Source organism: Pseudomonas sp. UBA5666 (assembly GCF_002420785.1).
GTDB lineage: Bacteria > Pseudomonadota > Gammaproteobacteria > Pseudomonadales > Pseudomonadaceae > Aquipseudomonas > Aquipseudomonas fulva.
This window is the reverse complement of sequence record NZ_DIIQ01000048.1, coordinates 25703-50230: the sequence shown is the minus strand read 5'-3', so window position 1 is coordinate 50230 and position 24528 is coordinate 25703. Positions and strand designations below refer to the sequence as shown.

Annotated in this window: 21 protein-coding genes; 13 read left to right on the top strand and 8 right to left on the bottom strand. The window is 62.1% G+C overall.

Translation table 11 applies throughout. The features are described from left to right. Positions 1 to 19 precede the first annotated feature (19 nt). The 7 genes from B2Y33_RS21145 to B2Y33_RS21115 all read left to right on the top strand — a co-directional run bounded on the left by B2Y33_RS21145 (position 20) and on the right by B2Y33_RS21115 (position 6604). Positions 20 to 853: an alpha/beta fold hydrolase gene (locus B2Y33_RS21145; protein ID WP_027914827.1), complete on the top strand. Its 834-nt coding sequence runs from the start codon at positions 20 to 22 to the stop codon at positions 851 to 853. Continuing rightward, entirely contained in the window at positions 850 to 2331 is a 1482-nt protein-coding gene (locus tag B2Y33_RS21140; RefSeq protein ID WP_206405494.1) for an aldehyde dehydrogenase, read from the top strand. Before B2Y33_RS21145 ends, B2Y33_RS21140 begins: the two co-directional genes overlap by 4 nt. Positions 2332 to 2343: 12 nt before the next feature. After that, positions 2344 to 2829 (top strand): flavin reductase family protein, encoded by a 486-nt coding sequence (locus B2Y33_RS21135; RefSeq protein ID WP_027914825.1) that lies wholly within the window; start codon positions 2344 to 2346, stop codon positions 2827 to 2829. 74 nt (positions 2830 to 2903) lie between these two features. Continuing rightward, the gene (locus B2Y33_RS21130) at positions 2904 to 3293 is read left to right on the top strand and encodes a carboxymuconolactone decarboxylase family protein (RefSeq protein WP_023535056.1); all 390 of its coding nucleotides are present in this window, start codon (positions 2904 to 2906) and stop codon (positions 3291 to 3293) included. 91 nt (positions 3294 to 3384) lie between these two features. Then, positions 3385 to 4137 carry a GntR family transcriptional regulator gene (locus tag B2Y33_RS21125; protein ID WP_023535134.1) on the top strand — a complete coding sequence of 251 codons (753 nt, stop codon included), beginning with the start codon at positions 3385 to 3387 and terminating at the stop codon, positions 4135 to 4137. A gap of 2 nt (positions 4138 to 4139) precedes the next feature. Continuing rightward, positions 4140 to 4703: an NUDIX hydrolase gene (locus tag B2Y33_RS21120; RefSeq protein ID WP_028686373.1), complete on the top strand. Its 564-nt coding sequence runs from the start codon at positions 4140 to 4142 to the stop codon at positions 4701 to 4703. Between the two features lie 83 nt (positions 4704 to 4786). Continuing rightward, positions 4787 to 6604 carry an ATP-binding protein gene (locus tag B2Y33_RS21115; protein ID WP_027914823.1) on the top strand — a complete coding sequence of 606 codons (1818 nt, stop codon included), beginning with the start codon at positions 4787 to 4789 and terminating at the stop codon, positions 6602 to 6604. Positions 6605 to 6614: 10 nt separating this feature from the next. Here B2Y33_RS21115 and B2Y33_RS21110 read toward each other — a convergent pair whose 3' ends face one another. Next, positions 6615 to 8798 (bottom strand): response regulator, encoded by a 2184-nt coding sequence (locus tag B2Y33_RS21110; protein ID WP_059183948.1) that lies wholly within the window; start codon positions 8796 to 8798, stop codon positions 6615 to 6617. 136 nt (positions 8799 to 8934) lie between these two features. Then, positions 8935 to 9639, bottom strand: a complete 705-nt coding sequence (locus B2Y33_RS21105) for an NUDIX hydrolase (RefSeq protein WP_027914821.1) — start codon at positions 9637 to 9639, stop codon at positions 8935 to 8937. Between the two features lie 138 nt (positions 9640 to 9777). Here B2Y33_RS21105 and B2Y33_RS21100 point away from each other — a divergent pair, with 138 nt between their 5' ends. The 3 genes from B2Y33_RS21100 to trbK all read left to right on the top strand — a co-directional run bounded on the left by B2Y33_RS21100 (position 9778) and on the right by trbK (position 11969). Continuing rightward, complete coding sequence (locus tag B2Y33_RS21100; RefSeq protein ID WP_027914820.1) at positions 9778 to 10428, top strand: isochorismatase family protein; 651 nt, start codon at positions 9778 to 9780, stop codon at positions 10426 to 10428. Then, positions 10425 to 11627, top strand: coding sequence for a nicotinate phosphoribosyltransferase (pncB, locus tag B2Y33_RS21095; protein ID WP_028686376.1), 1203 nt, complete (start codon positions 10425 to 10427; stop codon positions 11625 to 11627). Before B2Y33_RS21100 ends, pncB begins: the two co-directional genes overlap by 4 nt. 96 nt (positions 11628 to 11723) lie before the next feature. After that, the gene (trbK, locus tag B2Y33_RS21090; protein ID WP_023535077.1) at positions 11724 to 11969 is read left to right on the top strand and encodes an entry exclusion lipoprotein TrbK; all 246 of its coding nucleotides are present in this window, start codon (positions 11724 to 11726) and stop codon (positions 11967 to 11969) included. A gap of 152 nt (positions 11970 to 12121) precedes the next feature. Here the strand turns inward: trbK and B2Y33_RS21085 are convergent, their stop codons facing one another. Further along, entirely contained in the window at positions 12122 to 13012 is an 891-nt protein-coding gene (locus B2Y33_RS21085; protein ID WP_027914818.1) for a LysR family transcriptional regulator, read from the bottom strand. 110 nt (positions 13013 to 13122) lie between these two features. On the opposite strand from B2Y33_RS21085, the gene B2Y33_RS21080 reads away from it, so the two are divergent. Both B2Y33_RS21080 and ppnN read left to right on the top strand, forming a co-directional pair. Beyond that, complete coding sequence (locus B2Y33_RS21080) at positions 13123 to 14184, top strand: YeiH family protein (RefSeq protein ID WP_206405493.1); 1062 nt, start codon at positions 13123 to 13125, stop codon at positions 14182 to 14184. 132 nt (positions 14185 to 14316) lie between these two features. Beyond that, complete coding sequence (gene ppnN / locus B2Y33_RS21075) at positions 14317 to 15690, top strand: nucleotide 5'-monophosphate nucleosidase PpnN (RefSeq protein ID WP_023535126.1); 1374 nt, start codon at positions 14317 to 14319, stop codon at positions 15688 to 15690. Positions 15691 to 15841: 151 nt separating this feature from the next. On the opposite strand, the gene B2Y33_RS21070 is transcribed toward ppnN, so the two are convergent. From B2Y33_RS21070 to pssA, 3 genes are all read right to left on the bottom strand, one after another. After that, positions 15842 to 16990, bottom strand: a complete 1149-nt coding sequence (locus B2Y33_RS21070) for a GGDEF domain-containing protein (RefSeq protein ID WP_241194902.1) — start codon at positions 16988 to 16990, stop codon at positions 15842 to 15844. 195 nt (positions 16991 to 17185) lie between these two features. Continuing rightward, positions 17186 to 19732: a bifunctional diguanylate cyclase/phosphodiesterase gene (locus B2Y33_RS21065; RefSeq protein ID WP_206405491.1), complete on the bottom strand. Its 2547-nt coding sequence runs from the start codon at positions 19730 to 19732 to the stop codon at positions 17186 to 17188. Between the two features lie 101 nt (positions 19733 to 19833). Next, a complete protein-coding gene (pssA, locus tag B2Y33_RS21060) occupies positions 19834 to 21159 on the bottom strand; it encodes a CDP-diacylglycerol--serine O-phosphatidyltransferase (protein WP_027914814.1) in 1326 nt (441 codons plus the stop codon). A 52-nt stretch (positions 21160 to 21211) separates the two neighbouring features. Between pssA and B2Y33_RS21055 the strand changes: the two genes are divergently transcribed. Further along, positions 21212 to 22204, top strand: coding sequence for a GlxA family transcriptional regulator (locus tag B2Y33_RS21055; protein ID WP_027914813.1), 993 nt, complete (start codon positions 21212 to 21214; stop codon positions 22202 to 22204). Positions 22205 to 22219: 15 nt separating this feature from the next. Here B2Y33_RS21055 and B2Y33_RS21050 read toward each other — a convergent pair whose 3' ends face one another. Together B2Y33_RS21050 and B2Y33_RS21045 are read right to left on the bottom strand one after the other, a co-directional pair. Then, a complete protein-coding gene (locus B2Y33_RS21050) occupies positions 22220 to 23431 on the bottom strand; it encodes a M24 family metallopeptidase (protein WP_027914812.1) in 1212 nt (403 codons plus the stop codon). Positions 23432 to 23580: 149 nt separating this feature from the next. After that, positions 23581 to 24459 (bottom strand): DMT family transporter, encoded by an 879-nt coding sequence (locus B2Y33_RS21045; protein ID WP_023535082.1) that lies wholly within the window; start codon positions 24457 to 24459, stop codon positions 23581 to 23583. Between the last annotated feature and the right edge of the window lie 69 nt (positions 24460 to 24528).

Here is a 24528-nt window from a genome sequence, read left to right as displayed (position 1 = left end):
CCTCAAAGGAGCGCCCTCCATGATTCAGCCCGTCGCTGAACATACCCCCGCCGGCACCAGTTACCTGTCCGTCGGTCAGGGTCAACCCGTGGTACTCATTCACGGCGTGGGCCTGAACAAGGAAATGTGGGGCGGTCAGATCGTTGGCCTGGCCAACGACTACCGCGTCATCGCCTATGACATGCTCGGCCACGGCCAGAGCGCCTTGCCCCCGGCCGACGTCGGCCTAGAAGGTTATGCCGCCCAGTTGGCCGAGGTGCTCGATCACCTGCAACTGAGCCAAGCCATCGTCATCGGTTTCTCCATGGGCGGCCTGGTCGCACGTGCCTTCGCCCTGCACTACCCCCAGCGCATCGCTGCCCTGGTGGTGCTCAACAGCGTCTTCAACCGCAGCCCCGAACAGAGCGCCGGGGTCATCGCCCGTGCCGCTCAGGCAGCAGAGCTGGGCCCGGACGCCAATGTCGAGGCGGCACTGGACCGCTGGTTCAGCCGCGAGTACAAGGCGGCCAACCCGGCCCAGGTCGCTGCCATCCGTCAGGTGCTGGCCAGCAACGACCCACAGGGTTATCACACCACCTATTCGCTGTTTGCCACCCAGGACATGTACCGCGCAGGTGATCTGGGCAGCATTCAGGTGCCGACGCTGATCGCCACAGGTGAGCTCGATACCGGCTCTACGCCGGCCATGGCCCGCCAGCTTGCCGCCCGTATCCCGGGTGCGCACAGTGTGGTGCTGACCGAGCAGCGGCATATGATGCCGGTGGAGGCGCCGCGCGAAGTGAACAAGATGCTGCTGGACTTTCTCGCCAAAGCCCGCAGCCTGACCGAATCAGCCAAGGGGATTGTGGCATGACCCTCGTTCGTTTTCAGATGTGCATCGACGGCCAGTGGTGCGATGCACAAAGCGCCAAGACTTTCGACAGCCTGAACCCGGCCACCGCACAGCCCTGGGCACAGCTGCCGGACGCAGGCGAAGCCGATGTGGAGCTGGCGGTACAAGCCGCCCAGCGGGCATTCGAAAGCCAGGCCTGGCGGGGTATCACTGCCACGGCTCGTGGCAAGCTGCTGCGCCGTCTTGGGGACCTGATCGCCGAGAACAAGGAACACCTTGCCCAGCTGGAAAGCCGTGACAACGGCAAGCTGATCCGCGAGACCCGTGGGCAGGTAGGTTACTTGCCGGAGTTCTTCCATTACACCGCAGGCCTGGCCGACAAGCTCGAAGGCGGCACGCTGCCGTTGGACAAGCCGGACCTGTTCGCCTACACCGTGCATGAGCCTATCGGTGTGGTCGCCGGGATCATCCCATGGAACAGCCCGCTGTACCTGACGGCGATCAAACTGGCGCCGGCACTGGCCGCGGGCAATACCATCGTACTCAAGCCCTCCGAGCATGCCTCGGCGACGATTCTGGAGCTGGCGCGCCTGGCGTTGGAAGCCGGGTTTCCGTCTGGCGTTGTCAACGTGGTCACCGGCTACGGCCCGAGCACCGGCGCGGCGCTTACCCGTCACCCGCTGGTGCGCAAGATCGCCTTCACAGGCGGTGCGGCAACCGCTCGCCACGTGGTGCGCAGCAGCGCCGAGAACTTCGCCAAGCTGTCGCTGGAGCTGGGCGGCAAGTCGCCGAACATCATTTTTGCAGACGCCGACTTGGACAGCGCCATCAATGGTGCCGTGGCGGGGATCTATGCCGCGTCTGGACAGAGCTGCGTGGCCGGCTCGCGCCTGCTGGTGCAGGACGAAATCTTCGATGAATTCGTCAAGCGTCTGGTCGAGCGTGCCCAGCGCATTCGCATTGGCAACCCCCAGGACGATGCCAGCGAGATGGGCCCTATGGCCACCGCTCAGCAATTGGCCGTGGTCGAGCAGCTGGTCGCCGCGGCCAAGGCCGAAGGCGCCAAGCTGCACCTGGGCGGTAAACGGGCCGAGGTCGATGGCGAGGGCTGGTTCTACGAGCCGACGCTGTTCGAATGCGACAGCAATTCGATGAGCATCATGCAGGAAGAGGTGTTTGGCCCGGTGGCGGCTGTCATCCGTTTCAAGACCGAGCAAGAGGCGCTGGCGATTGCCAACGATTCACAGTTCGGCCTGGCCGCTGGTATCTGGACCCGCGACCTGGGACGTGCCCACCGCCTGGCGCGCGACGTGCGCTCGGGGATCATCTGGGTCAATACCTACCGCGCCGTGTCTGCCATGGCGCCCATCGGTGGGTTCAAGAACAGCGGCTACGGACGCGAAAGTGGCATCGACTCCGTGCTGGCCTACACCGAGCTGAAAACCGTGTGGATCAACCTGTCCACCGCCCCCATGCCCGACCCCTTCGTGATGCGCTAGGAGGTAATACCGATGATCGAACCCGGCATCTACAAAGACGTGATGGGCTCCTTCCCCTCCGGAGTGACGGTCGTCACCACCCTGGACGCCGAGGGTGGCATTGTCGGCATCACCGCCAGTGCCTTCAGCGCACTGTCGATCGACCCGGCGCTGGTGCTGTTCTGCCCTAACTACGCCTCCGACACCTATCCGATCCTGCGCGACAGCAAGCAGTTCGCCATTCACCTGCTGTCGGCAGGCCAGACGGCTGAAGCTTATGCCTTCGCCGGTAAAGGCAAGGACAAGGCCAAGGGCGTACAGTGGCACCTGAGCGCCTTGGGCAACCCGCTGCTGGACAATGCCACGGCGATCATTGAGTGCGAGCTGTGGCGAGAGTACGACGGCGGCGACCATGCCATCATTGTCGGTGCCGTGAAAAACCTGGTACTGCCCGCCGAGCCGATGACGCCCATGGTGTACCACAAAGGCAAGCTGGGCGCCCTGCCCCCATTGGGCTAAGGCCCGCCTTTTCCAGGGGCCGCGCTGGCGTCTCACCCTCGTTTGCGCCCCTGTTCTATTTCGGAGTAGCGTGCATGAGCAATGAAAAGTACGAAAAAGGCCTGCAGATACGCACCCAGGTCCTGGGCGAAGACTATGTGAACCGGTCAATCCAGAATGCCGACGCATTCACCCAGCCGTTGCAGGAACTGGTGACCGAGTACTGCTGGGGCCATGTCTGGGGCCGCGAAGGCTTGTCGCTCAAGGAGCGCAGCATGATAAACTTGGCCATGATTTCGGCACTCAACCGGCCACACGAGCTCAAGCTGCACATCCGCGGCGCCTTGCGCAACGGCCTGAGCCGCGAGCAAATACGCGAGATTCTGCTCCAGGTCGGCATTTATTGCGGCGTCCCGGCGGCGGTGGACAGTTTCCGCCTGGCCCGGGAAGCGTTCGCCGAGGCCGACGCGGAGTCCACCCGTTAACACCGGGCTGTTCGTACCCACGCAAGGAGCACCCAGGGCCGTGGTGCCCCGTTTCGGTCGTGGCCGGGCAGCCTTATTCAGAGCACACTCGATGAAACGCCAGCCACTGGACGACAGCTTCAAGGTCAATCGCAACCCCGTTACCCTGCGCGAAATCGTGCTCGACAAACTGCGCGGCGCGATCATGAACTTCCACCTGCTCCCAGGCGATCGCCTGGTCGAGCGCGACCTGTGCGACCGCCTCGGCGTCAGCCGCACGTCCGTGCGTGAAGCCCTGCGCCACCTGGAATCCGAGGGCCTGGTGGAGTTCGCCGATGCCAAGGGCCCGCGTGTTGCGATCATCACCCTTGAAGATGCGCGCGACATCTATGAGTTGCGGTGCGTACTCGAGGGCCTGATCGTGCAGCTGTTCACGCTCAATGCCAAGGCCAAGGACATCCGCGCGCTGGAACGAGCCCTGGCCGTCAACCGTGAGGCGTTGGAGGAAGGTGAGCTGCAGCAGGTGCTCGAGTCGGTGCAAGGATTCTATGACGTGCTGCTGGAAGGTTCAGGCAACCAGGTTGCGGCGCAGCAGCTTCGTCAGTTGCAGGCGCGCATCAGCTACCTGCGTGCCACATCGGTATCCCAGGCCAACCGCCGCGGAGCCAGCAACCTGGAAATGGAAAAGATGGTCGAGGCCATCAAGAGCGGCGACCCGCTGGTAGCCCACCAGGCCTCGGTGGATCACGTGCGTGCCGCGGCCAAGGTTGCCCTGGATTACCTGCGCCAGAAACAAGACGACAATGCCAAGGTTCGCGATATCGTCGCCCCCCTGGCCCTCAAGGAACCTCGCATAGGCCGCTGATCATGCCCAGTGCTCCCCGCTACTGCCCTCATTGCACCACGACGCTGGCCCAGGGCACGCCTGCGGGAGACACCCATGAGCGGCTGCACTGCGCCAGCTGCGGCTACATCCATTACATCAACCCCAAGATCATTGCCGGTTGTATCATCGAGCGCGACGGTAAATACCTGCTGTGCCAGCGCGCCATCCCCCCTCGCCCCGGCACCTGGACGCTGCCGGCAGGCTTCATGGAAGCGGGCGAAACCACCGAGCAGGCGGCGCTGCGCGAGGTGTGGGAAGAAAGCGGCGTACGGGCAGAAATCGTCTGCCCCTACTCCATTTTCAGCGTGCCGAAGATCAGCGAGGTCTACATCATCTTCCGCGCCTTCGTCACCGAGGAAACGGGCCAGTTTGGCCCGGAAACCCTGGCCTATCGGTTTTTCGAGCCAGAGCAGATCCCGTGGGATGACATCTATTACCCCGCTATCCGGCAGATTCTCGAGCGATACATTCTCGAGCGTCAGGCCGGTGTCTACGGGATCTACACGGGCAACGATGACGTCGGCAAGGTGCATTTCATTCGCTGACTGGCCAAGCGCCATAAAACGCTCGCCAATCTTGCCTCAAGGGTGCACCCTAGAGCCCCCTGTTTCAATGATCGGCAGAGCAGATGGCGAAGTGGCTAGCAGGCGGCGGCGCGATGGCCGACCGTATTCTTGGGCATGACTGGGCGTGCACCTCGTTAGGTCCGCTGGAAAACTGGCCCGATACCCTCAAGACCACCTTGGCGCTGTGCCTGGGCTCGCACTTTCCACAGGCTGTGCTGTGGGGGCCCGATCTGCTGACCTTTCACAACGATGCCTTTCTTCCGATTCTAGGGCGCAAGCCGGTGGCGCTGGGAGTGCCGTTTGCAGAGGTCTGGCAGGAGGCATGGGACGATATCCGCTGCATGGCCGACAGGGCCTTCAAGGGCGAAGCGGTCTACATCCAAGACTTCCCCCTGGTCATCGACCGTAATAGCGGACCGGAGCGTGCCTACTTCACGTTCTGCTACAGCCCTATCCGTGACTTGCAGGGCAATGTGCTTGGAATGCTCGATACCGTTACCGAAACCACGGCGACCGTGCTCGCCAACCAACGGTTGGCGTTTCTGGACGAGCTCGGTCGGGCAGTGGCCCAAGCGGTTGATCCTCAGGAGATCATGGCGACGACCACACGCCTGCTCGCCAATCACCTGGGGCTATCAGGTTGTACTTACGCGGTCATGCAATCCGACGATGATACCTTTACGGTCTGTGGCGAAGCGCTGACCGACGCAAGCCCCTCATTGATCGGAGAGCATCGCCTGCGAGATTTCGGCAAGCAGGCGAATGAACGACTGCGCAGCGGGCTGGCATTGACGCTCGATGATTGCAGGCAGGAACTTCCCGATTCTGAGGCGGCTGTGTTTGCAGCCCTCGGGATCGCCGCCACGTGCTGTGTGCCGCTGATAAAAGGCGGGCGGCTTACCGCCTTGATGGCGCTCAACAGCACGTCGGCGCACGCGTGGACCGAATATGAGCGGGCGTTGCTCGGTGATGTGACCGAACGCAGTTGGGCACATATCCAGCATGCCCAATCCACGGGCGAAACGCAGGCCGCCCTGCTGGCGCTCGAGGCGCTCAATACGAGCCTGGAGCAACACGTACGGACCCGCACTACGCAACTGCTGCACACCGAAGCGGAGCTGCGCCAGGCCCAGAAGCTTGAGGCCATCGGCCAGCTTACAGGTGGTGTGGCGCACGATTTCAACAACATATTGACCATCATTCATGCCTCGCTGCACTTCTTGCAGCGTCCAGGCTTGGACGACGACCGACGCATGCGCTATCTACGCACCATGGTCGAGACGGTCGAGCGCGGCTCCAAACTGACCGGCCAGCTGCTGGCATTTGCACGGCGCCAGGCCTTGAACCCGCAGGTGTTCGACGCAGCGGCGCGGCTGGCAGCCATGGCCGACCTGTTCGACACCGCAGCAGGCGCCAGCATTGACGTCGAGCTGGACTTGCCCGCTTCGCCGTGCCATGTGCGCGCCGACGTTAGCCAATTGGAAACGGCGGTCATCAACCTGATGCTCAACGCCCGCGATGCCATGGCTGCGGTGGGCGTCGTGCGCATACGTCTCGAAGCCCACCAGCACTTACCGGTAGGCCGCGATGAGGTCCCCGATCCGTGCGCGTATGCTGCCATTTCTGTAACCGACACGGGCGTTGGCATCAGTACGGAGCTCTTCGAGCGTATATTCGACCCCTTTTTCACCACCAAGCCTGCCGGGCAAGGCACTGGTCTGGGCTTGTCCCAGGTATTCGGTTTCGCTAAACAGTCCGGCGGGGATATCAAGGTCAGCAGTGTTCAGGGCCAGGGGACTACCTTCACCCTCTACCTGCCGCAACAGTCGCCCGCCGCCTTGCTGGAGCAAGAGCAGATGTGCAGCCTGCAAAAAGGCTGATGCTGGCGTGTCAGCGTCGACTGAGGGAAGCCCCCGCCAGCAGGCGCGCCACACTCTGAGCGAGTTCGGCGCGTCGATAAGGCTTGCGCAGTACTTCGAAACCGCTTAGCTGGCGCGGCGTCAGGTTCGCATAGCCCGTAATGATCAGCACCGGCAGCTCGCTGTGATGCTGGCGCATTTGCTGGGCAAAGCGTACGCCAGTCATCTCGGGCATGACATGGTCGGTCACCAATACATCAGGCAGCCACCCCTTTTCCACCAGGCGCAGGGCGGCCACTGCACTTGGCGCCTCGGTCACCTCGTAGCCCAGGTCGCGCAATTGCAAGGCCGTTGCGTGACGCACGATTTCTTCGTCGTCCACCAGCAGTATCCGGCTCGGACGCTCGGCCACAGGCCCGTCGCAGGGCTCGATGTCACGGTGGGTGGGCAATGCGTCGCTGGCCGGCAACCACAGCGTCGCCTGAGTCCCTTGGCCTGGTATGGAATGAATCTCGAACCCACCGCCGGATTGAACCGCCAATCCTTGGACCATTGGTAAGCCCAAGCCAGTCCCCTTGCCCACCTCCTTGGTAGAAAAGAAAGGTTCGATGCACCGCCTGAGTTGTTCATCGTCCATGCCGCAGCCGTTGTCCCTGACCTGAATCCATACCAAACGTTTGCCCGCAAGGTCCTCGGGCGGCGCCAGGCAGTGAGTGTCATCACCGGCGATGATTTGCAGCTGGCCGGCGCCGCCGATGGCGTCGCGGGCATTGACCGCCAGATTCAACAGGGCCAACTCCAGTTGGTGCGGGTCGACCACGACGCAGGGTAATGACGGATCGATATTCACGTGCACGGCAATGGTGGGCCCGAGCGAGCGCGCCATCAACTCGTGCATGTCCTCGACCAGGGCTGCCAAGGACACAGGTTGCGGTTTGAGTGTCTGGCGGCGTGCGAAGCTGAGCAGGCGAGCGACCAGGTTGCGCGCACGTTCAGCTGCCTGCAGGCCACCGTCGATCAGCCGGGGCGCACGATCGGTCTGCGGATGGCGGCGCAACAGCTCGAACGACCCAATGATCGGCGTGAGCATGTTATTCAGGTCGTGGGCGATACCACCGGTCAATTGCCCGATCATTTCCATCTTGTGGGCTTCGTGCAGTTGCATCATCACCGACTCGCGCTGGGCCAGCGCCGTGGCAACTCGCTCCTCAAGGCTCTGGTTGAGCAGATGCAACGCCTGTTCGGCGCGGGCGTGCAGGATTGCAGCCCACACTTGCTTGGCGGTCTCTTCCACAAGCTGGCAGTCCTCCTCGAAGCATCCTCGCGCATCACTGAAATGAACGGCCAACACGGCCTCCAGTCGCCCCCCGCGCAGCACAGGGGCATGCAAGGTGGTGCTTATGCCCGCCAGACAAGGCTCGGGCTGTTCGTAGCTATGTTGAACGGTCCTGCCGTCGCTCAATTGCTCATACAAGTCGGTACCGAACGTCAGGTACGAATGCGTGCCCACCAACGACGTCACGCCCTCGGTCCAGTCGTGACTGACCTTGAAGCCGACACCGTCGCCTTTGTCTTCACCGAAGCAGACCCTGGCCGCCCCCAACTCCTGCGCCAGGCGTTGAACCGCATAGGACTCGATGCGCGCAGCATCACCCAGCCCAGGCAATGTGCGGCTCAATTCCAGAAGAAACGCCTGGCGCTGGTGGAAGCGCACGCGGTCAGTGGTCTCTGTGACCAGGCACAAGACACCGCCAACGCTTGCATCAGCCTCGCGCACGGCAGAATACGACACATCGAAATACACCGTCTCACCGTGCCCACGGCGCTCGATATAAAAAGCGCGGTCCTTGGCCGAAAACGTCTGCCCGGTGTCACGCACACCGCGCAGCAACGGTTCGAGGTCATCCCACAGCTCGGCCCAATTCTCACGCGCCGGGCGCCCGAGGGCTTGCGGGTGCTTGTTGCCGATGGTGGGCGCATAGGCATCGTTGTACAGCGCGACATAGTCCGGGCCCCAGAACAGCACGACCTGGGTCTGCGCTGGCAGGAGCGTGGCCATCGCGGCCTGAAGGTGCGGGGACCAGCCATGTGGCGTCCCAAGTGGAGAATCCTGCCAGTTCATCGTTTGAAGCAGACGGCCGATCTCACCGCCATTGAGCAGGAAGCTCAGCGGTGTGGAGGTGTCATCGATCAGAGAGGTTTGGAGCGATCTCATGTCAGGGGAATCCGCGGCACAGGCCATCCATCTCTGGATAAGAGGCATTGACTCGCGGTTCGTTCCACTGAGATTGATCAGTCGTTCAATGTCGGCACTGGCCCTACCTCGCGCGGCCAGTCTGCCGGGTCGATGCTCAACTGCCCTCCGGCAGCAAGCTACGGTCGAACATGAACGGCCCCTGCCCTTGCGCGGTGTACTGGTACAGTTGCTGCGGGCGCCCCATGGGTGGTTGATTCTTTTCGCCTGTGTCCTTGACCCAGCCCAGCACGCGCAAGCGCTCCAGGCGCTTGCGCAGCGATGTCGCGTTCACAGGCTGGCCCAGGCAGGCTTGCATGGCCCCCAGCGCATCGAGGACGGTGAACCGGGTGTCGAGCAGGTACAACGGCAAACTGCTGTAGACGGACTTGGCCGCGAGCCGCTCATGGGCTCGGCGCGCCAGCAGGTTGTGATCGAATGGCAGCAGCACCCTGCGTTCCACCACGTCGGCGAGGTCGAAAAAGGCCAGCTGCTCATTCTCGACTTCCTGGCAGGCGGGCAACAGCGCCAGGTAACAGGTGCTCAACGACCAGCCCCGTGGATCGCGAAAGGCATTGCCTTCGGTAACGACTTGCTCCAGATAGTGCGGCTGGACGCGCGCTTTCTCGCTCAAGGCGCGGTGGGCAGCGCTCTCAAGGCTGGTATCAGGGGTGCGCCCATTGATGATCACACCGGGTAGTGCCCATTGACCATGGTGCGGTTCTCGCTCACGGCGATGCAGAAGCACCTGCAGGTGCTCACTGCCAGGCGGCAGGCGCAGCGCGACGATGTCGACGCTTGCCAGGACTTCAGCTGTACTCACTCGTAACTCCTTGACTGAAGCTTTTTATAGTTCACTAGAGCGAATAAGTAAATCGGCATCATGCACCCTATTGACGGACACTTGACATACATAGTTCACCAGATGGATTATGTAGCCATTCCAGCGAGGAGAGCCACCATGAAAATCGCCAGCTTCGATGTCGACGCACAACTAGGCTTCACGTGCCATGCGCCTCAGGAACTCCCAGTCCCCGACGGTCACGAAATCGCACCCGACCTCAACGCCATGGCACAGCGGGCCGACCTGCGGCTGGGCAGCAAGGACGCGCATCCCGCCAATGCCGCGTGGGTGGTGGCCGACGCCACGCAGATGCTGCAGCCGCTGACACTTGCCAATGCGGACCTCACCTGGGTCAGCCACTGCATCCCTGGTACCCCCGGTTTCGAGCTGCTGCCGGGCCTCCCTGCCCCCATCGAGTACGACTACTTCGTGTGGAAAGGCGTGGAGCCCGACCTGCATCCCTATGGCGCCTGCTATCACGACCTGGCCGAACGCCGCTCCACGGGTGTTATCGAATACCTCAAGGTGCATCAGGTGGGTGCCGTGATCGTAGGCGGCCTGGCGCTCGACTACTGCGTGCGCACCACTGCCCGGCAACTGCGTCAGGCCGGGTTCGAGGTGCTGCTGTACCTACCGGCTTGCCGTGCCCTGACCCAGGCCGGCGCGATAGAGGCCTGCGGCGCCCTGGCTGGCGAAGGTGTGAAGCTGTGCGGCGACGAGTCGGCCCTCGACCATCAACTGGCCCTGATCAAGGAGCAAGCAGCATGAGTGACAGCGTATTTGGCCCACGGATCGTTCAGAACCTGCTGGACACCGACTTCTACAAGATCACCATGATGCAGGCGGTGCTGCACAACTATCCCAATGCGGAGGTGGAGTGGGAGTTTCGCTGCCGCAACGGTGAGAACCTGGCCCCGTATCTTGCAGAAATCCGCTACCAGGTCGAGCAACTCGCCGAAGTCACGGTCACCCAGGACCAGCTTGCTTACCTTGAGAAGATCGCCTTCATCAAGCCTGACTTCATCCGCTTCCTGAGCCTGTTCCGCTTCAACCTGCGCTACGTGCATGTTGGCCTCGACGACGCCGGCCAGTTGGCGATACGCGTGCGCGGCCCCTGGCTGCACGTCATTCTGTACGAAATCCCGTTGCTGGCGATCATCAGCGAGGTTCGCAACCGCTACCGCTACCGTGAAGTGGTGATCGAACAGGTACGCGAACAGTTGTACCGCAACCTCGACTGGCTCAGGGCCGAGGCCAGCAGTGAAGAATTGGCAGGCTTTCAGCTAGCGGATTTCGGCACTCGCCGACGCTTCTCCTACCGGGTGCAGGAAGAGGTGGTGCACATCCTCAAGCGCGACTTCCCAGGCCGCTTCGTCGGCACCAGCAACGTGCACCTGGCGCGGGAGTACGAGCTGCGGCCGATTGGTACCATGGCGCACGAGTGGTTCATGGCCCACCAGCAGCTGGGCCCTCGCCTCGTGGACAGCCAGGCGGCAGCCCTGGAGTGCTGGGTGCGCGAGTACCGCGGCCTGCTGGGTATCGCCCTTACCGACTGCATCACCATGGATGCCTTCCTTGGCGACTTCGACCTCTATTTCGCCAAGCTCTTCGATGGCCTGCGCCATGACTCGGGCGACCCGCTTGCCTGGGCGGAGAAAGCCATCGCGCACTACCACCGGCTGGGCATCGACCCTAAGACCAAGACCCTGATCTTCTCCGACGGCCTGGACATGCCGAAAGCGCTTGAGCTTTACCGCGCATTGCATGAGCGCATCAACGTGAGCTTTGGCATCGGGACGCGCCTGACCTGCGACATCCCAGGGGTCGAGCCGATGAACATGGTGATCAAGATGACAGCCTGCAACGGTGCGCCGGTAGCCAAGATTTCGGACAGCCCTGGGAAAACACAGTGCCGGGATGAAAATTTCGTGGCCTATTTGAAGCATGTGTTCAACGTAGGCGCGTGACTTTCTGCAGGTGGCATTGCAAGGCCTGGGTCCGTATCATGCCTTCCGGTTCAACACTCAACTCCACTTTCAGCGCACCAGGAGAACGATCGCGATATGGACATCAAATTGGCAAAGCTGGTCACGGCAATGGGCTTGGCAGCCTTGCTCGCAGGCTGCAGCGAGGAAACGGTGCCCGAGCCTACCGCTGACAACTGTACCCCGCAGATGCAGGAGAAAATTCTGGCGGATTTGTCCAAAGAGGCCAATCGCAATACCTTTACCGCCAACTGCAACAGCTTTCTCCAAGCGCGCAAGCACACCGACTGGACCTTCAAGAAGAGCCCGAAAGACGATTTCTGATGAAGTACTGGCGGCCCTGGCAGCACACGTGCGGCGTGGCCGCCGGGCCGCTGGCCCTGATCACCGGCGAGTTATTGCCTGGCTTCGCTCTACGCCAGCGAGCACGGTCAGCCTCAGTTCAACGGCCAGTATCGTCGTAACTCGCCGCGTCGCTAGGCCGAAGCGCCGAGGAAAGCCACACACAGATCGTGAAAGCGGGCAGCCGCTCGAGAGGGTGAGCCTGCGTGGGGCAGCACTATCGAGAACCGACGAGTCAGTGAACGCGGCCCCACCCGGACCTTGCGCAAGACCGTATTTTCATGACGAATCGACAGGGCGGACACGAAGCCTACGCCCATACCTGCGCGCACTGCTTCCTTCACCCCCTCTACGCCAGCAATCTCCAGGCCGATCTTCATCGGCAGTTGATTGTTGGCAAATGCTTGCTCGACGACCTGGCGCACGCCCGAACCCTGCTCACGGAGCACTAATGGGAAGCCTGCCACGTCCTTCAAGGAGCGAGGTTCGGCGCCAGCCAAAGGGTGTGCGACCGGGACGATGGCGACGATTTCGTCCTCAAGCCACTCCGTCACGCCAGTGCCCACGGGCAGGTCTCGCCCCGGTGGCCCTTCTATCAACGCCAAATCCACGCTACCCAGAGCACCGACGATTTCGGCGGTGTTGCCCTGTACGGTGGTAATCGCTACCTGCGGGTAGAGTGTCTTGAACTGGGCGATCAGGTACGGGAGCAGGTAGCTTGCAGGCGTAGTGCTGGCACCGATCCGCAATGTGCCTCGTTGAAGGCCGCGCATTGCTTCGCGAAGTAACCGGGCCTGATCGAATGTATCGCGCAGCCGAGTCGCATGCGCCAGGAGCTGTTCGCCTGCTGCCGTGAGGCGCACCCCGCGCCCGGCCCGATGATAAAGAGGCTCACCGAACGCTTCCTGCAGGAGTTTGAGCTGGCCAGACACCGCCGGCTGCGACAGATGCAGGGCCACTGCTGCATGGCTGATGTTGCCATGTTCGGCGACGACGGCGAAGGTTATAAGCTGTTCAGGGGTCATTCCGCAAAACTATCAGCTAAATGGATACTCTGCATTCCAGATTACGATTTTTCATAAGCTTATAACCAAATTATTGTGGTGCTCATTGATTCCGCTCGCTGGAGAATCCCATGACACCCGCCTCTAGTACGCCCCCTGACGCACCTGTCGCGCACCGCTGCGCAGTGCTCAAGGGCGTGATTTTCGTTACGGTTCTCGCCCTTGGCGTCAGCCAGGTGGCTGCCCTGCCCCTTTTTGTCCAACTTGGCCTCAGCCCGTTGATCCTTGGCATTATTGCCGGGGCGTTCTGCGGCAATGTGCTGGAAGATCGCCTGCCGGCCGGCTATGGCCCGGGCATACACTTCTGCGCCCGGGCCCTGCTCCGTGTAGCCGTGGCCTTGTTCGGCCTGCGGATCAGCCTGCAGGAAATTGCACACGTTGGCTGGCCTGGCTTGGTGATCTCGCTGCTGGTGATCAGCAGCACATTGGCGATAGGCGTGTGGTGCGGCATGAAACTGCTCGGGCTTGACCGGGAGACGGCCCTGCTTACGGCTGCGGGCAGCGCCATCTGCGGGGCTGCGGCCGTTTTGGCTTTTGAATCGACGCTGCGCAGCGCGCCGCATAAAAGTGCGGTGGCCGTGGGCAGCGTGGTGCTGTTCGGCACGGCGTCGATGTTTTTCTATCCCTTTTTGATTCAGGCCGGCTGGCTGCACCTGGATGCCCAGACCGCTGGGCTTTGGCTGGGTGGCACGCTCCATGAAGTGGCTCAAGTAGTAGGCGCCGCCAGTACCCTTGGCCCTGACGCCAGCCATGTAGCAACCATCGTGAAAATGACGCGCGTGATGCTGCTGGTGCCCGTCCTGTTACTGGTTGGCTTGTGGATCAGCCGTACCCCACGGGCTGGCGTGGTGCCCGGCAAGGGTCGGCTCTCGGTGCCTTGGTTTGCTTTTGGGTTTCTGGCACTGGTGGCGATCAATTCCCTTCAGATTCTACCTTCCAACCTGCGCGAGGCCGTCAACGGCCTGGACACCTTCGCATTGACCATGGCCATGACGGCACTGGGCATGGAAACTCGGTTCGAGCAGATACGCCATGCTGGGCCTCGCGTGCTGGCGACTGGGGCGATTCTGAACATGTGGTTATTTGGGGGTGGCTTGGCCATTACCCTCGCCGTGCAACGGCTGGTGGGCTGATTGTTTGCCAATGCGCGCAGCTGGAGCGGCCATGAAGTACCGGGCTTTTTTTGCAGGCCTCTCGTTGCCGCTTCCATTTCTCGGTATGGTGTGGTGAAAGAAGGATGTTTTACCCGCACAGGAAAGACTTAGATGCCCCAACGCCATGTCATCAATGCATCCGTCAGCCCCAAGGGCAGCCTAGAAACGCTGTCCCAACGTGAAGTACAGCAACTGAGCGAAGCCGGCTCCGGCAGTCTCTACACCCTATTCCGCCAGTGCGCCCTGGCCATCCTCAACACCGGCGCCCATGTCGACAATGCCAAGACCATCCTCGAGGCCTATCAGGATTTCGAAGTACGCATCCATCAGCAGGACCGAGGCGTTCGCCTTGAACTGCTCAACGCCCCAGCGGACGCCTTCGTCGATGGCGAAATGATCGCCAGCACCCGGGAGATGCTGTTCAGCGCCTTGCGCGATATCGTGTATACCGAAAGCGAGCTGGCCAGCCAGCGCATCGATCTGGAAAGCTCTCAAGGCATCACCGACTACGTGTTCCACTTGCTGCGCAACGCCCGCACCTTGCGCCCTGGCGTCGAGCCGAAGATGGTGGTGTGCTGGGGCGGTCACTCGATCAGCACCGAGGAATACCAGTACACCAAGAAGGTGGGCCATGAACTGGGCCTGCGTAAACTGGACGTGTGCACCGGTTGCGGCCCGGGCGTCATGAAAGGCCCGATGAAAGGTGCCACCATTGCCCATGCCAAACAGCGCATGCAAGGCAGCCGCTACCTGGGCCTGACGGAGCCAGGCATCATCGCTGCCGAGGCGCCCAACCCGATCGTCAACGAACTGGTGATCCTCCCAGACATCGAGAAGCGCCTGGAGGCGTTCGTGCGGGTCGGCCACGGCATCATCATCTTCCCGGGTGGTGCAGGCACGGCAGAAGAGTTTCTGTACCTGCTGGGGATCCTGATGCATCCGGATAACCAGGATGTGCCCTTCCCGGTCGTGCTGACGGGCCCGCGCAGTGCAGAGCCCTACTTGCAGCAGTTGCATGCATTCGTCGGCGCGACGCTCGGCGAGGCAGCGCATCGGTTGTACGAGATCATCATTGACGACCCGGCTGAAGTGGCGCGCCACATGGTCGAGGGGCTCAAACAGGTCAAGCAGTTCCGTCGCGAGCGCAACGATGCGTTTCATTTCAACTGGTTGCTGCGGATCGAAGAGAGCTTCCAGCGCCCCTTCGACCCCACCCACCAGGCCATGGCTGACCTGGATTTGCGTCGCGAGTTGCCACCCCATGAGCTGGCAGCCAATTTGCGCCGGGCGTTTTCCGGCATTGTGGCGGGTAACGTGAAGGACAAGGGCATCCGCCTGATCGAAGAGCATGGGCCCTATCAGATTCGCGGTGACAGTGCTGTGTTGGATCCGCTGGGGCGTTTGTTGCAAGCCTTCGTTGACCAGCATCGGATGAAGTTGCCGGGCGGGGCGGCTTATGTGCCTTGCTATCAGGTGGTGACGTGACCCACGGTTCGCAGCGAGGCACCTAGCGGCCTCCGTTGAGCGGCCTTGCCGGGGCCGCTCTGCGGCCCATCACGCGGGCAGCGAGACCTACAGGGCTGTACCGGTACGCCCACGGCGCACTTAGTTCAGGCCGGCAACGCTAATACGTCACTCAAGAAAACCCACCACTGGCGACCTGCCGTTCTACGAATCGAATGCTATTCCGCCCTGCGCGCTTGGACGCGTACAGCGCCGCATCCCCTTGCTCGATCAACGCCGCCAGACTCGCTGGCGCCTGGTCAAACACATTCACCCCAATGCTCAACGTCACCGCTGCAGGTGTCGGTACCGCCCCGCCGGCGTAGGCCTGAAACTGCTCCCGCAAACCCTTGGCCAACACCAGGACGCCTTCACGGCTCGCCCCACTGAGCAAAATCACGAACTCATCCCCGCCTAACCGCGCGGCCAAAGAGCGCTCTGGTAACACCGTACGAATCATTTCACTCAACGCCACCAGCAACCTGTCCCCTGCCGCATGCCCATGCAGGTCATTGACCAGCTTGAAGTTGTCGATATCGATCAACAACAACGCCGCAGGCCGTACATTGCTGACCTCCTTGAAGAAAGGCCCCGCACGCACTTCCAGGGCACGCCGGTTGTACAGCGCAGTCAGCGGATCCCGTGCTGCCAGCCGAGCGATACGTTCTTCGCGACGGTAACGAACCGTGCCTGTCATCGACAAGGCGATCATCATGATCGCCATGGCGCCTTCCACCAGGGAGACCTGGATGATCAACCCTCCGAAACTGGCCAGGTCAATCAACGTGCCCGGCGCAATCGCAATGATCGCCTTGATCACGTAGAACAACCCATGCACCAGAAGCACATACCGCAACTGGACTGCACCTACGCTCAGCGATTGCCCATGGGGCTGGAGCAGGCTACTGGCCTTGAGGGTCAGGGCGGCAACCAGCAGCGAGTTGGCCATCAGCATGACTTTCGACCACTCCGGGCCTGCAGGCAGCAATAACAGCGCGAACCAGATCAGCACGATCACCAGCCAGGAGCGCGAAATTCGGTCTTGGGTGAAGCGCAGCACGCCTAGCAGGAAAAGCCCATGGGCCACGACCAGCAGGCCATTCGCAAACCAGATGCCGATGAATAAAAGGCCAACGCCTCGCAGCAGCGCCAGCGTGCAACCGACGGTGATGGTCGCAAAACCGGCGCTCCAGTAAAGCAGCGACGACTCGCGGACACTGCGCCACTCTATCGCCAGGTAAAGCGCAGCCGCTGCCGCCAGGGCTATGGAAATGGTGAGCATGGTAGGTGGGTCTAGCGCCATGGCGGGTGTAGCCTATCGAAGTGGTTCGTAAAGGCGGCGATTGTATGCGCTCGCGCAGGATTTTCAGAGCAGTTGACGACCGCGTGCGCCAGACTTTCCTGCTGCTGTGACCGGGTGTGCATGAAACCTGAATCTTGCCGGTCCGGCGCCCCGGCAAGGCCCCTCCAGGCCTGTTCAATCCGAGGTATATGACGGAGTGGCCGCCGAGGTCATCAACTTGATCAGCGCCTGATTGTTCACCGGCCGGCTCAAAAAGTATCCCTGGACCTCATGGCACTGGTCATCACCGAGCAAGGCGAGCTGCTCAGCTGTTTCCACCCCCTCGGCCGTGACCGTCATGCCCATTGCGTTCCCCAGGCTGATGATCGCCTGCACCACGCTGCGGTCACTGCTGCTCTTGCCCAGCGACTGAACGAACCGACGATCGATCTTGATGCTGTCGAACGGGTAGGTACGCAGGTAGCCCAGTGATGAATAGCCTGTCCCGAAGTCGTCCATGTTCAAGCGCACGCCAAGTTCCTTCAACGCGTTCATCGTCTGCAGCGCGCCTTCGACATCGTTGAGCATCACGTTCTCGGTGATCTCCAACTCCAGCCGGTGTGCAGGTAGCCCGGTGGTGCGCAGAGCCTCGGCCACATCGCGCACCACGTCGCTACGGCTGAACTGGGCAGGCGACATGTTCACGGACACGATCACTTCGAGCGGCCAAGCGCCCGCCTCACTGCACGCTTGCTGCAGCACCCAATTGCCCAGCAACACGATCACATCGCTTTGTTCGGCCAAGCCGACAAAATCATCCGGCATCAACAACCCAAGGCGGGGGTGCTCCCAGCGCACCAGCGCTTCGGCGGAGGCGATCGTTACGCCATCCACCTTGAACCGCGGTTGGAAATGCAAACGTAATTCCCCACGGGGGATGCCCTCGCGCAGCTCCTGTTCGAGTACACGCTTCTCAAGCAGCGCAGCGCTCATCTGCGTGGAGAAATACCGCCATGTGTTCTTGCCCGATTGCTTGGCCCCGTACAGCGCCACGTCGGCATAACGGATCAGGTCGCTGGGGCCACCCGGGTAATCGTCGGACATGACCACACCCAGGCTGGCGCCTACCTGGACCTTATGGTGCTCCACCGCCATTGGCTGCTTGAGGATGTCGATGAGCCGGGCGCAGAACCGGTCGAGTTCATCACGCGCGCCCGGTGCGATCAGGACAATCACGAACTCATCGCCACCCAGGCGCGCGACCAGATCGCTGGAACGGGTCATTTGACCGAGCCGCATCGCCACCTCCATCAACACCGCATCACCGGCCGGGTGGCCGAGGCTGTCATTGATCGGCTTGAAGTTGTCCAGGTCGAGCATCAGCACGGCCCGCGACACCTTGGCACTGTCCTCGAGGAAGCGGAACAGCTTGTTGCGGTTGGGCAGCCCGGTCAGGGCATCATGTTGGGACAAGTGCTGAATTCGGGCATGGGCTGCCACCTCATCGGTGATGTCGGTACAGGTTCCGCGGAATCCCTTGCAGATGTTGTGCTCGATGATGGCTCTGGCCGCAATTCGGCATTCGCGTCGCTGCCCGGCCTTGTCCAGGTACTGGCAGCGCAGCGTGCCGGTAGACTCGCTGGCGCCCAGGCCGTGCAGCCAGGTTTCGACATGACCGGTTTCACAATCGAACAAGGTGCAGATCGGCTGATTCAGCCAGTTCTGGGCGTCGTGCCCGGTCAATTCGGCAAAGCGTGGTGAAAGATAGATCAGCTGCTGCTGCGCATCGGTCTCCCAGATCCAGTCGGAGGCCGCCTCGGCCACGGCTTTGAAGCGCGTTTCGCTGGCCTCCAGTGCCCGCTTGGAAATAGCCAGCTGATGGTAGCTGCGGTCAATGTCGGCGCTGGTGCGCATGGCATAGCGTGCGAGCAGTACCATCAGCGCCAGGATGATGAGCAGCGCCACAGCCAGCGGTGCGAACACCGCTTGCAGCAAATCGCTACCGGGCTGGTCCATGCGCCAGGTCAAACGATAGGGAACCTCCTGAAGTGGCAAATGCCCCATGTCTTGCGCAGCATAGTCGCTCGCGGTGATAGCCAGGTCCGTGAGGCCGGCCGTCTTACCCATCTGACTCAGCAAGTCGGCTTCGATCATCCGAATGAAGACCATCACCGAGTTATGCTCCGCCAGGCTGTCGGCGAGCGCAGGAGGACGTATCACGGCAGAGGTGAAGACCGCAGGCTGGCCAGCAAACATGACGTAGCCCGATGCCGGTTGTTGTTGCGCCATGGCCTGGCGGGCCTGTTGCAGGACGCGATGGCCTTCGGGGCTGAAGTGATCGAAACCCAGGTCGGTCAAACGCCCTTGCACGACCGCATAGAGCGTACCCTGATCGTCAAGGACGAACACGCCTGCATAGCCATCATCGCTGTAGAGCGTGGCACCCACGTTACCTTCATCGAACGCCCATTGCCGGTCTGCTGGACGCGCCAGATGATCGTAGGCAGCCTGCCAGGAAGCATGGGTCCACAGGTAGCTGCGCTCGGTCTTGTGCAACTGTGCCAGGGCCGCGCCCGCATGAAATCGGCTTTGTTCCAGCTCCCGCTCATCGAGCGAAACGGCGATGCGGTACAGCGACACCAGCCCCAGCGTCATCGCCAACAAAAACAGGCTCGAAAAGGCAAATACAAGATGGCGCATCACACGGCTGCGCGGCGAATCAGTGCCAAAAGCTGCTTCCATTCCTTGAGCGCCTATTGTCTGGGATGCACTGGGTGGACCAACAGCGTGCCTGGCCGATCAACGCAATCGACCATCGAGCAGGCCAACTACCCGTCCCTGCCCTACAACACCCGCTTGATCAACGGCTCCAACCGACTATAGCGTAGCCTGCGCAGCAGCTTGCGCACGGGCTTGGGGTGTTCGGCCTTGACGCCCAATGCGCGGGCAGAATCGATAGCCGGGGCGTGCTCACGCAATGCGCTGAGTTCCTTCTCGCACGGCCCCCGCCATTGCCCAAGGGGGTCATCGATAAGCAGGCCGTTTTCCAGGTCCAGGTTGAAGCCGCGTGGGTTCAGGTTGTTGCCGGTCAGCAGGCAATAACGCTCATCGACCCACACGCCTTTGGCGTGAAAGGTGTGTCCTGGGTCGTTCCACAGCCTGATCTTCAGCTGACCGCTGGCCAGCAAAGGCTCGCGACGCCGCGCAAAGGCCCGCAGGTTGTCCTCGTACAGATAAGGCAATGCCCCGCTGGCATGGAATGGCTCTCCCGGAGGGACGTAGAAGTCATTGGCGGTACGATGGCCGACGATGAACTCTACCCGCACGCCTCGTGCCAACGCATCGTCAATCTCGCGCATCACGACGCGAGGCGGATTGAAATACGGTGTGCTGATGACGATACGTTCCCGGGCCACGGCCAGTAGCGCGCACACGGTCTTGTTCAAGGCATTGCGCCTGCCAACGCCGATCAGCGGAATGACCCGCAGGTGCCCCGGCTCGGTTGCAGGGCCCGGTGCGTACGTAAGCCGGCGCATCCGTGCCCGCAGGCGGCGGATGTCACTGCGAAGATCGGCGGTGGAAGGCGCTGGAAGGTCCAGGCGCGGCGTGGCCTGCGGGTGGAGCAGCCGCTGCACCAGGTCGACCATGCAGTCGGCCAGGGCCTTGCTGTGGAACAGGTGGTAGCGATCAAGCCGGTAACGGTCGAACCGATGAAGGTAGACGTTGTTAAGGCTGGCGCCGGTGTAGATGACGCAGTCATCGATGATGCTGCCCTTGAGGTGCAGCACTCCGAAGAGCTCGCGGGTCTGCACAGGCACGCCATGGATCGCAATGTCCAATTGGCGGCTCTGGCGTTCGGCCTGGTACCAGGCTGCATTGCCAGGCTGCCTGCCCGCCCCCAGCAGGCCACGCCGGGCCCGGAACCAGTCCACCACGACAGTTATTTCAAGCGCTGGACGCGCCGCCTTGGCCTGATAGAGTGCGTCCAGCACCTCCTGGCCGGCCTCGTCATGTTGCAGGTAAAGCGCCACGATGACGATACGCCGGGTGGCTGCGCCGATACGCTCGAGCAAGCAGGCCCGGTAGGCCTGGGCATCCGGAAGCACTTCGATCGCATCGGCAGCCAACGGGTAGCCGGGCAACTGGGCCAACAGGTTTTCTGGGTTCACTTGCAGCCACCTTCTGGGCAAACTATGCCCCAGCTTGCACAGGAATCGCCCAATGGTCCACCCCGCTTCGGTAAATCCGCAGTCCGGCACGGTCAAGACATTCGGTTTTCTGATCATGCCCAACTTCACCACCATCGGCCTGGCGTCGGCGGTCGAAACCCTGCGCATGGCCAACCTGGCGGCATGCCGGCCTGTTTTTCGCAGCGTACTGATCGCGGCACAAGGGGCGCCGGTCACCGCCAGCAACGGCATGCGCGTGCTGCCCGATTGCACGCTCGATGACGCGCCAGCGCTGGACGTACTGTTGGTAGTGGGCCCTAATCCCATCGAGCGCGGCCCTGCCACCGGGGCTTACCTGCGCTGGCTGCGCGAACGGGCCAACCAACGCCTGCCGATTGGGGGCATCTGCACCGGCAGTTACCTGCTCGCCAAGGCGGGGTTGCTCGACGGCTACCGCTGTACCATTCATTGGGAGGACCTGCCAACGCTGCGAGCACGCTTCCCGAACATCATATGCTCGCAGCAGCTGGTCGAACTGGACCGCGACCGTTACACCTGCTCAGGCGGTGTCGCCGCCATCGACATGATGCTGCAACTGGTGGCTCGCGAGCCGAGCGGCCAGGGCATTGCCGCCAAGGCCGCCGAACTGTTGCTGTGCGACCGTGTGCGTAGCGAGCGCGAACGTCAGCGCGTTTCGCTAAGGACCTTGCTGGGCACTGCGCAACCGCGGCTAAGCCAAGTCGTTGCAATCATGGAAGCCAACCTTGAGGAGCCTTTGGCGCCCAGCGAGCTGGCCAACCTGAACGGCATCACCGTGCGCCAGCTCGAGCGCCTGTTCAAGCACCAGCTGCAACGCACGCCCACACGCTATTACCAGGAACTGCGGTTGTCCCACGCCAGGCAGTTGCTGCTGCAAGGCGACGCGCCAGTTGGCGACGTCGCGCTGGCCTGCGGCTTCGGCTCGGCGGCGCACTTTTCCAAGGCGTACAGCCGACTGTTCGGTGTTTCGCCTTCTGCGCAGCGCCGCCTGGCAGCTTTGCGATGACAGCGCGCTTGTCGCTTATTGGCAGATGACGTTGTGCTGCGGCCCACAGGGGAACTGGGTAATGTTGTCTGCCCCCTGCTCGGTCACCACCAGGATGTCATGCTCGCGATAGCCGCCTGCCCCTGGCAGGCCCTGGGGCAGCATGATCATGGGCTCGATCGACACCACCATGCCCGGCTCCAGTACGGTGTCGATGTCCTCGCGCAACTCCAAGCCGGCCTCACGCCCGTAGTAGTGGCAAAGCACGCCGAAGGAATGGCCGTAGCCGAAGGTGCGGTATTGAAGCAGGTCGTGCTGGCGGTAGATTTCATTGAGCTCAGCGGCAATGTCGCAACAACGTACGCCTGGACGGACGAGGCTTTGGCCTGCCTCGTGCACCTGGACGTTCACCTGCCACAGGCGCAGGTACTCGTCCGGGCAATGATCGAGGAAAAGTGTGCGTTCCAATGCGGTGTAGTAGCCGCTGATCATGGGGAAGCAGTTGAGGCTGAGGATTTCACCCTTGCTCACACGACGGCTGGTCACTGGGTTGTGGGCGCCATCGGTGTTGGGCCCGGATTGGAACAGCGTCCAGGTGTCCATCAACTGGCTGTCGGGAAAGCGCCTGGCAATGTCCCGGACCATGGCCTGGGTGGCATGCATGGCTACCTCGAACTCCGGCGCCTGGTCAGCCAGCGCCTCGATCACCGCCGCGCCGCCAACATTGGCGACCTGTGCCCCCTGGCGGATCAGGGCCTGCTCTTCAGCCGACTTGATCAGGCGCAAGCGCATGCAGGCGGTGCTGATATCGACCAGCTCGGCAAGCGGGTAGCACGCCGCGAGCGCGGCATGGGTGTGTAGCGTCAGGTGGTCGCCCTCCACGCCGATGCGTCCTGCCCGCGGTAGCGCCTGGCGCAGGGCGGTGAAAAAACTGCCCTGCCGCCAGTCGGTGTAGACGATGTTGTCGGTGCCGACCGACCGGCGCCACGGCTGACCGCCGTCGATGTTGGCGCTGATCAGGACGACCTGATCAGGGGTGATCACCACGGCATAGGCGCGTCCGAACGCGCAATAGAGGTAGTCACTGTAGTAGTTGACGTTGTGATAGGAGGTCAAGACGAGTGCTTCGAGCTGCTGAGCGCTCATCAGGGCGCGCACCTCGGCATGCCGGCGGGCATATTCTTGAGCCGAGAACGTCGCCACGGCCTTCTGGCCATTGCGAATTCTGAGGGTATCGGGCATGTGCATGAGCGTGATTCCTTGGGGTTGTGAGCACGCAAATCAGGCCGGCCGCCTGAAATCATTGCAGCACGCAACCGGCAAGCACGTTTGTACCCAAGCGACTTCGAATTGGCAGCAGCACTGCCTTTCACATCTGCAGTGTCAATGGCCAGTGGCTAACGCCGCCGTTGCATCCAGGCTGCCCCCAGCCCGCTAAGGCAGATCACGCAAATCCCGATCAGGCTGAGCGTATCGGGGGTCTGACCATAGAACACCAGGCCCAGCAGGCCCGCAAAGATGATCTGGCAGTAGCTGAAGGGCGCCAACAGCGCAGGCGCTGCCAAACGGAAGGCCTGGGTCAGCAGCAAATGAGCGGTCATGCCGAAACCACCCAGCGCCAGCATCAGCAAGGCATGGTCCCAGCGCGGCGTTTCCCAGAAAAACGGCACCAGCGCACTCATGGCCAGGGTGTTGCACAGCCCTGCATAGAAGTTGCTGGTGGTCGGGCTGTCGTGCGCCGCCAGAATGCGGGTCAGCAGTTGGTAGAAGGAAAAGCCCAGCGCCGAGCCGAACGGGTACAGGATGGCGGGCGTGAACAGGGCCCCGCCTGGGTGCACGACGATCAGCACCCCGAGAAAGCCCAATACCACTGCCACCCACTGCGCTACCGTGACCCGTTCCTTGAGCAGTGGCACGGACAAGGCAGTGACCAGTACAGGTGCAAGGAAGTTGACCGCAGTTGCTTCGGCCAACGGCAGGTACTGCAACCCGGACGTGAACAGCAGGCTGGTGCTGAGCAGGCTCAAAGCGCGCAAGGTTTGCAGCAGCGGGCGCCGGGTGCGCAACACGTTGAGGCCAGAGCGAGGCAGGAAAATGCCAGCCATCAACAGCGTGTGCACCACGTACCGCGCCCACACCACCATCACGATGGGGTACAGCCCCCCCAGGAACTTGGACAAAGCGTCGTGGCTGGCGAACATGAACGTGGCGCACACCACCAACACGATGCCACGAAGCGGTTGGTTGACGCCGGAAAGCGGGGTACTGGAACTCATGGCTCTCTCGAAGTGGACGCAAAACCGCGCTGCGCCATTATGAAGCCGCGCGCACGCCCCGATTGGGCG

Excerpts from the sequence above, each read along its gene's own strand:
- B2Y33_RS21145 (WP_027914827.1), top strand. The coding sequence starts at position 20 with ATGATTCAGCCCGTCGCTGAACATACCCCCGCCGGCACCAGTTACCTG.
- B2Y33_RS21140 (WP_206405494.1), top strand. The coding sequence starts at position 850 with ATGACCCTCGTTCGTTTTCAGATGTGCATCGACGGCCAGTGGTGCGAT.
- B2Y33_RS21135 (WP_027914825.1), top strand. The coding sequence starts at position 2,344 with ATGATCGAACCCGGCATCTACAAAGACGTGATGGGCTCCTTCCCCTCC.
- B2Y33_RS21130 (WP_023535056.1), top strand. The coding sequence starts at position 2,904 with ATGAGCAATGAAAAGTACGAAAAAGGCCTGCAGATACGCACCCAGGTC.
- B2Y33_RS21125 (WP_023535134.1), top strand. The coding sequence starts at position 3,385 with ATGAAACGCCAGCCACTGGACGACAGCTTCAAGGTCAATCGCAACCCC.
- B2Y33_RS21120 (WP_028686373.1), top strand. The coding sequence starts at position 4,140 with ATGCCCAGTGCTCCCCGCTACTGCCCTCATTGCACCACGACGCTGGCC.
- B2Y33_RS21115 (WP_027914823.1), top strand. The coding sequence starts at position 4,787 with ATGGCGAAGTGGCTAGCAGGCGGCGGCGCGATGGCCGACCGTATTCTT.
- B2Y33_RS21110 (WP_059183948.1), bottom strand. The coding sequence starts at position 8,798 with ATGAGATCGCTCCAAACCTCTCTGATCGATGACACCTCCACACCGCTG.
- B2Y33_RS21100 (WP_027914820.1), top strand. The coding sequence starts at position 9,778 with ATGAAAATCGCCAGCTTCGATGTCGACGCACAACTAGGCTTCACGTGC.
- pncB (WP_028686376.1), top strand. The coding sequence starts at position 10,425 with ATGAGTGACAGCGTATTTGGCCCACGGATCGTTCAGAACCTGCTGGAC.
- trbK (WP_023535077.1), top strand. The coding sequence starts at position 11,724 with ATGGACATCAAATTGGCAAAGCTGGTCACGGCAATGGGCTTGGCAGCC.
- B2Y33_RS21085 (WP_027914818.1), bottom strand. The coding sequence starts at position 13,012 with ATGACCCCTGAACAGCTTATAACCTTCGCCGTCGTCGCCGAACATGGC.
- B2Y33_RS21080 (WP_206405493.1), top strand. The coding sequence starts at position 13,123 with ATGACACCCGCCTCTAGTACGCCCCCTGACGCACCTGTCGCGCACCGC.
- ppnN (WP_023535126.1), top strand. The coding sequence starts at position 14,317 with ATGCCCCAACGCCATGTCATCAATGCATCCGTCAGCCCCAAGGGCAGC.
- B2Y33_RS21070 (WP_241194902.1), bottom strand. The coding sequence starts at position 16,990 with ATGCTCACCATTTCCATAGCCCTGGCGGCAGCGGCTGCGCTTTACCTG.
- B2Y33_RS21065 (WP_206405491.1), bottom strand. The coding sequence starts at position 19,732 with ATGGAAGCAGCTTTTGGCACTGATTCGCCGCGCAGCCGTGTGATGCGC.
- B2Y33_RS21055 (WP_027914813.1), top strand. The coding sequence starts at position 21,212 with ATGGTCCACCCCGCTTCGGTAAATCCGCAGTCCGGCACGGTCAAGACA.
- B2Y33_RS21050 (WP_027914812.1), bottom strand. The coding sequence starts at position 23,431 with ATGCACATGCCCGATACCCTCAGAATTCGCAATGGCCAGAAGGCCGTG.
- B2Y33_RS21045 (WP_023535082.1), bottom strand. The coding sequence starts at position 24,459 with ATGAGTTCCAGTACCCCGCTTTCCGGCGTCAACCAACCGCTTCGTGGC.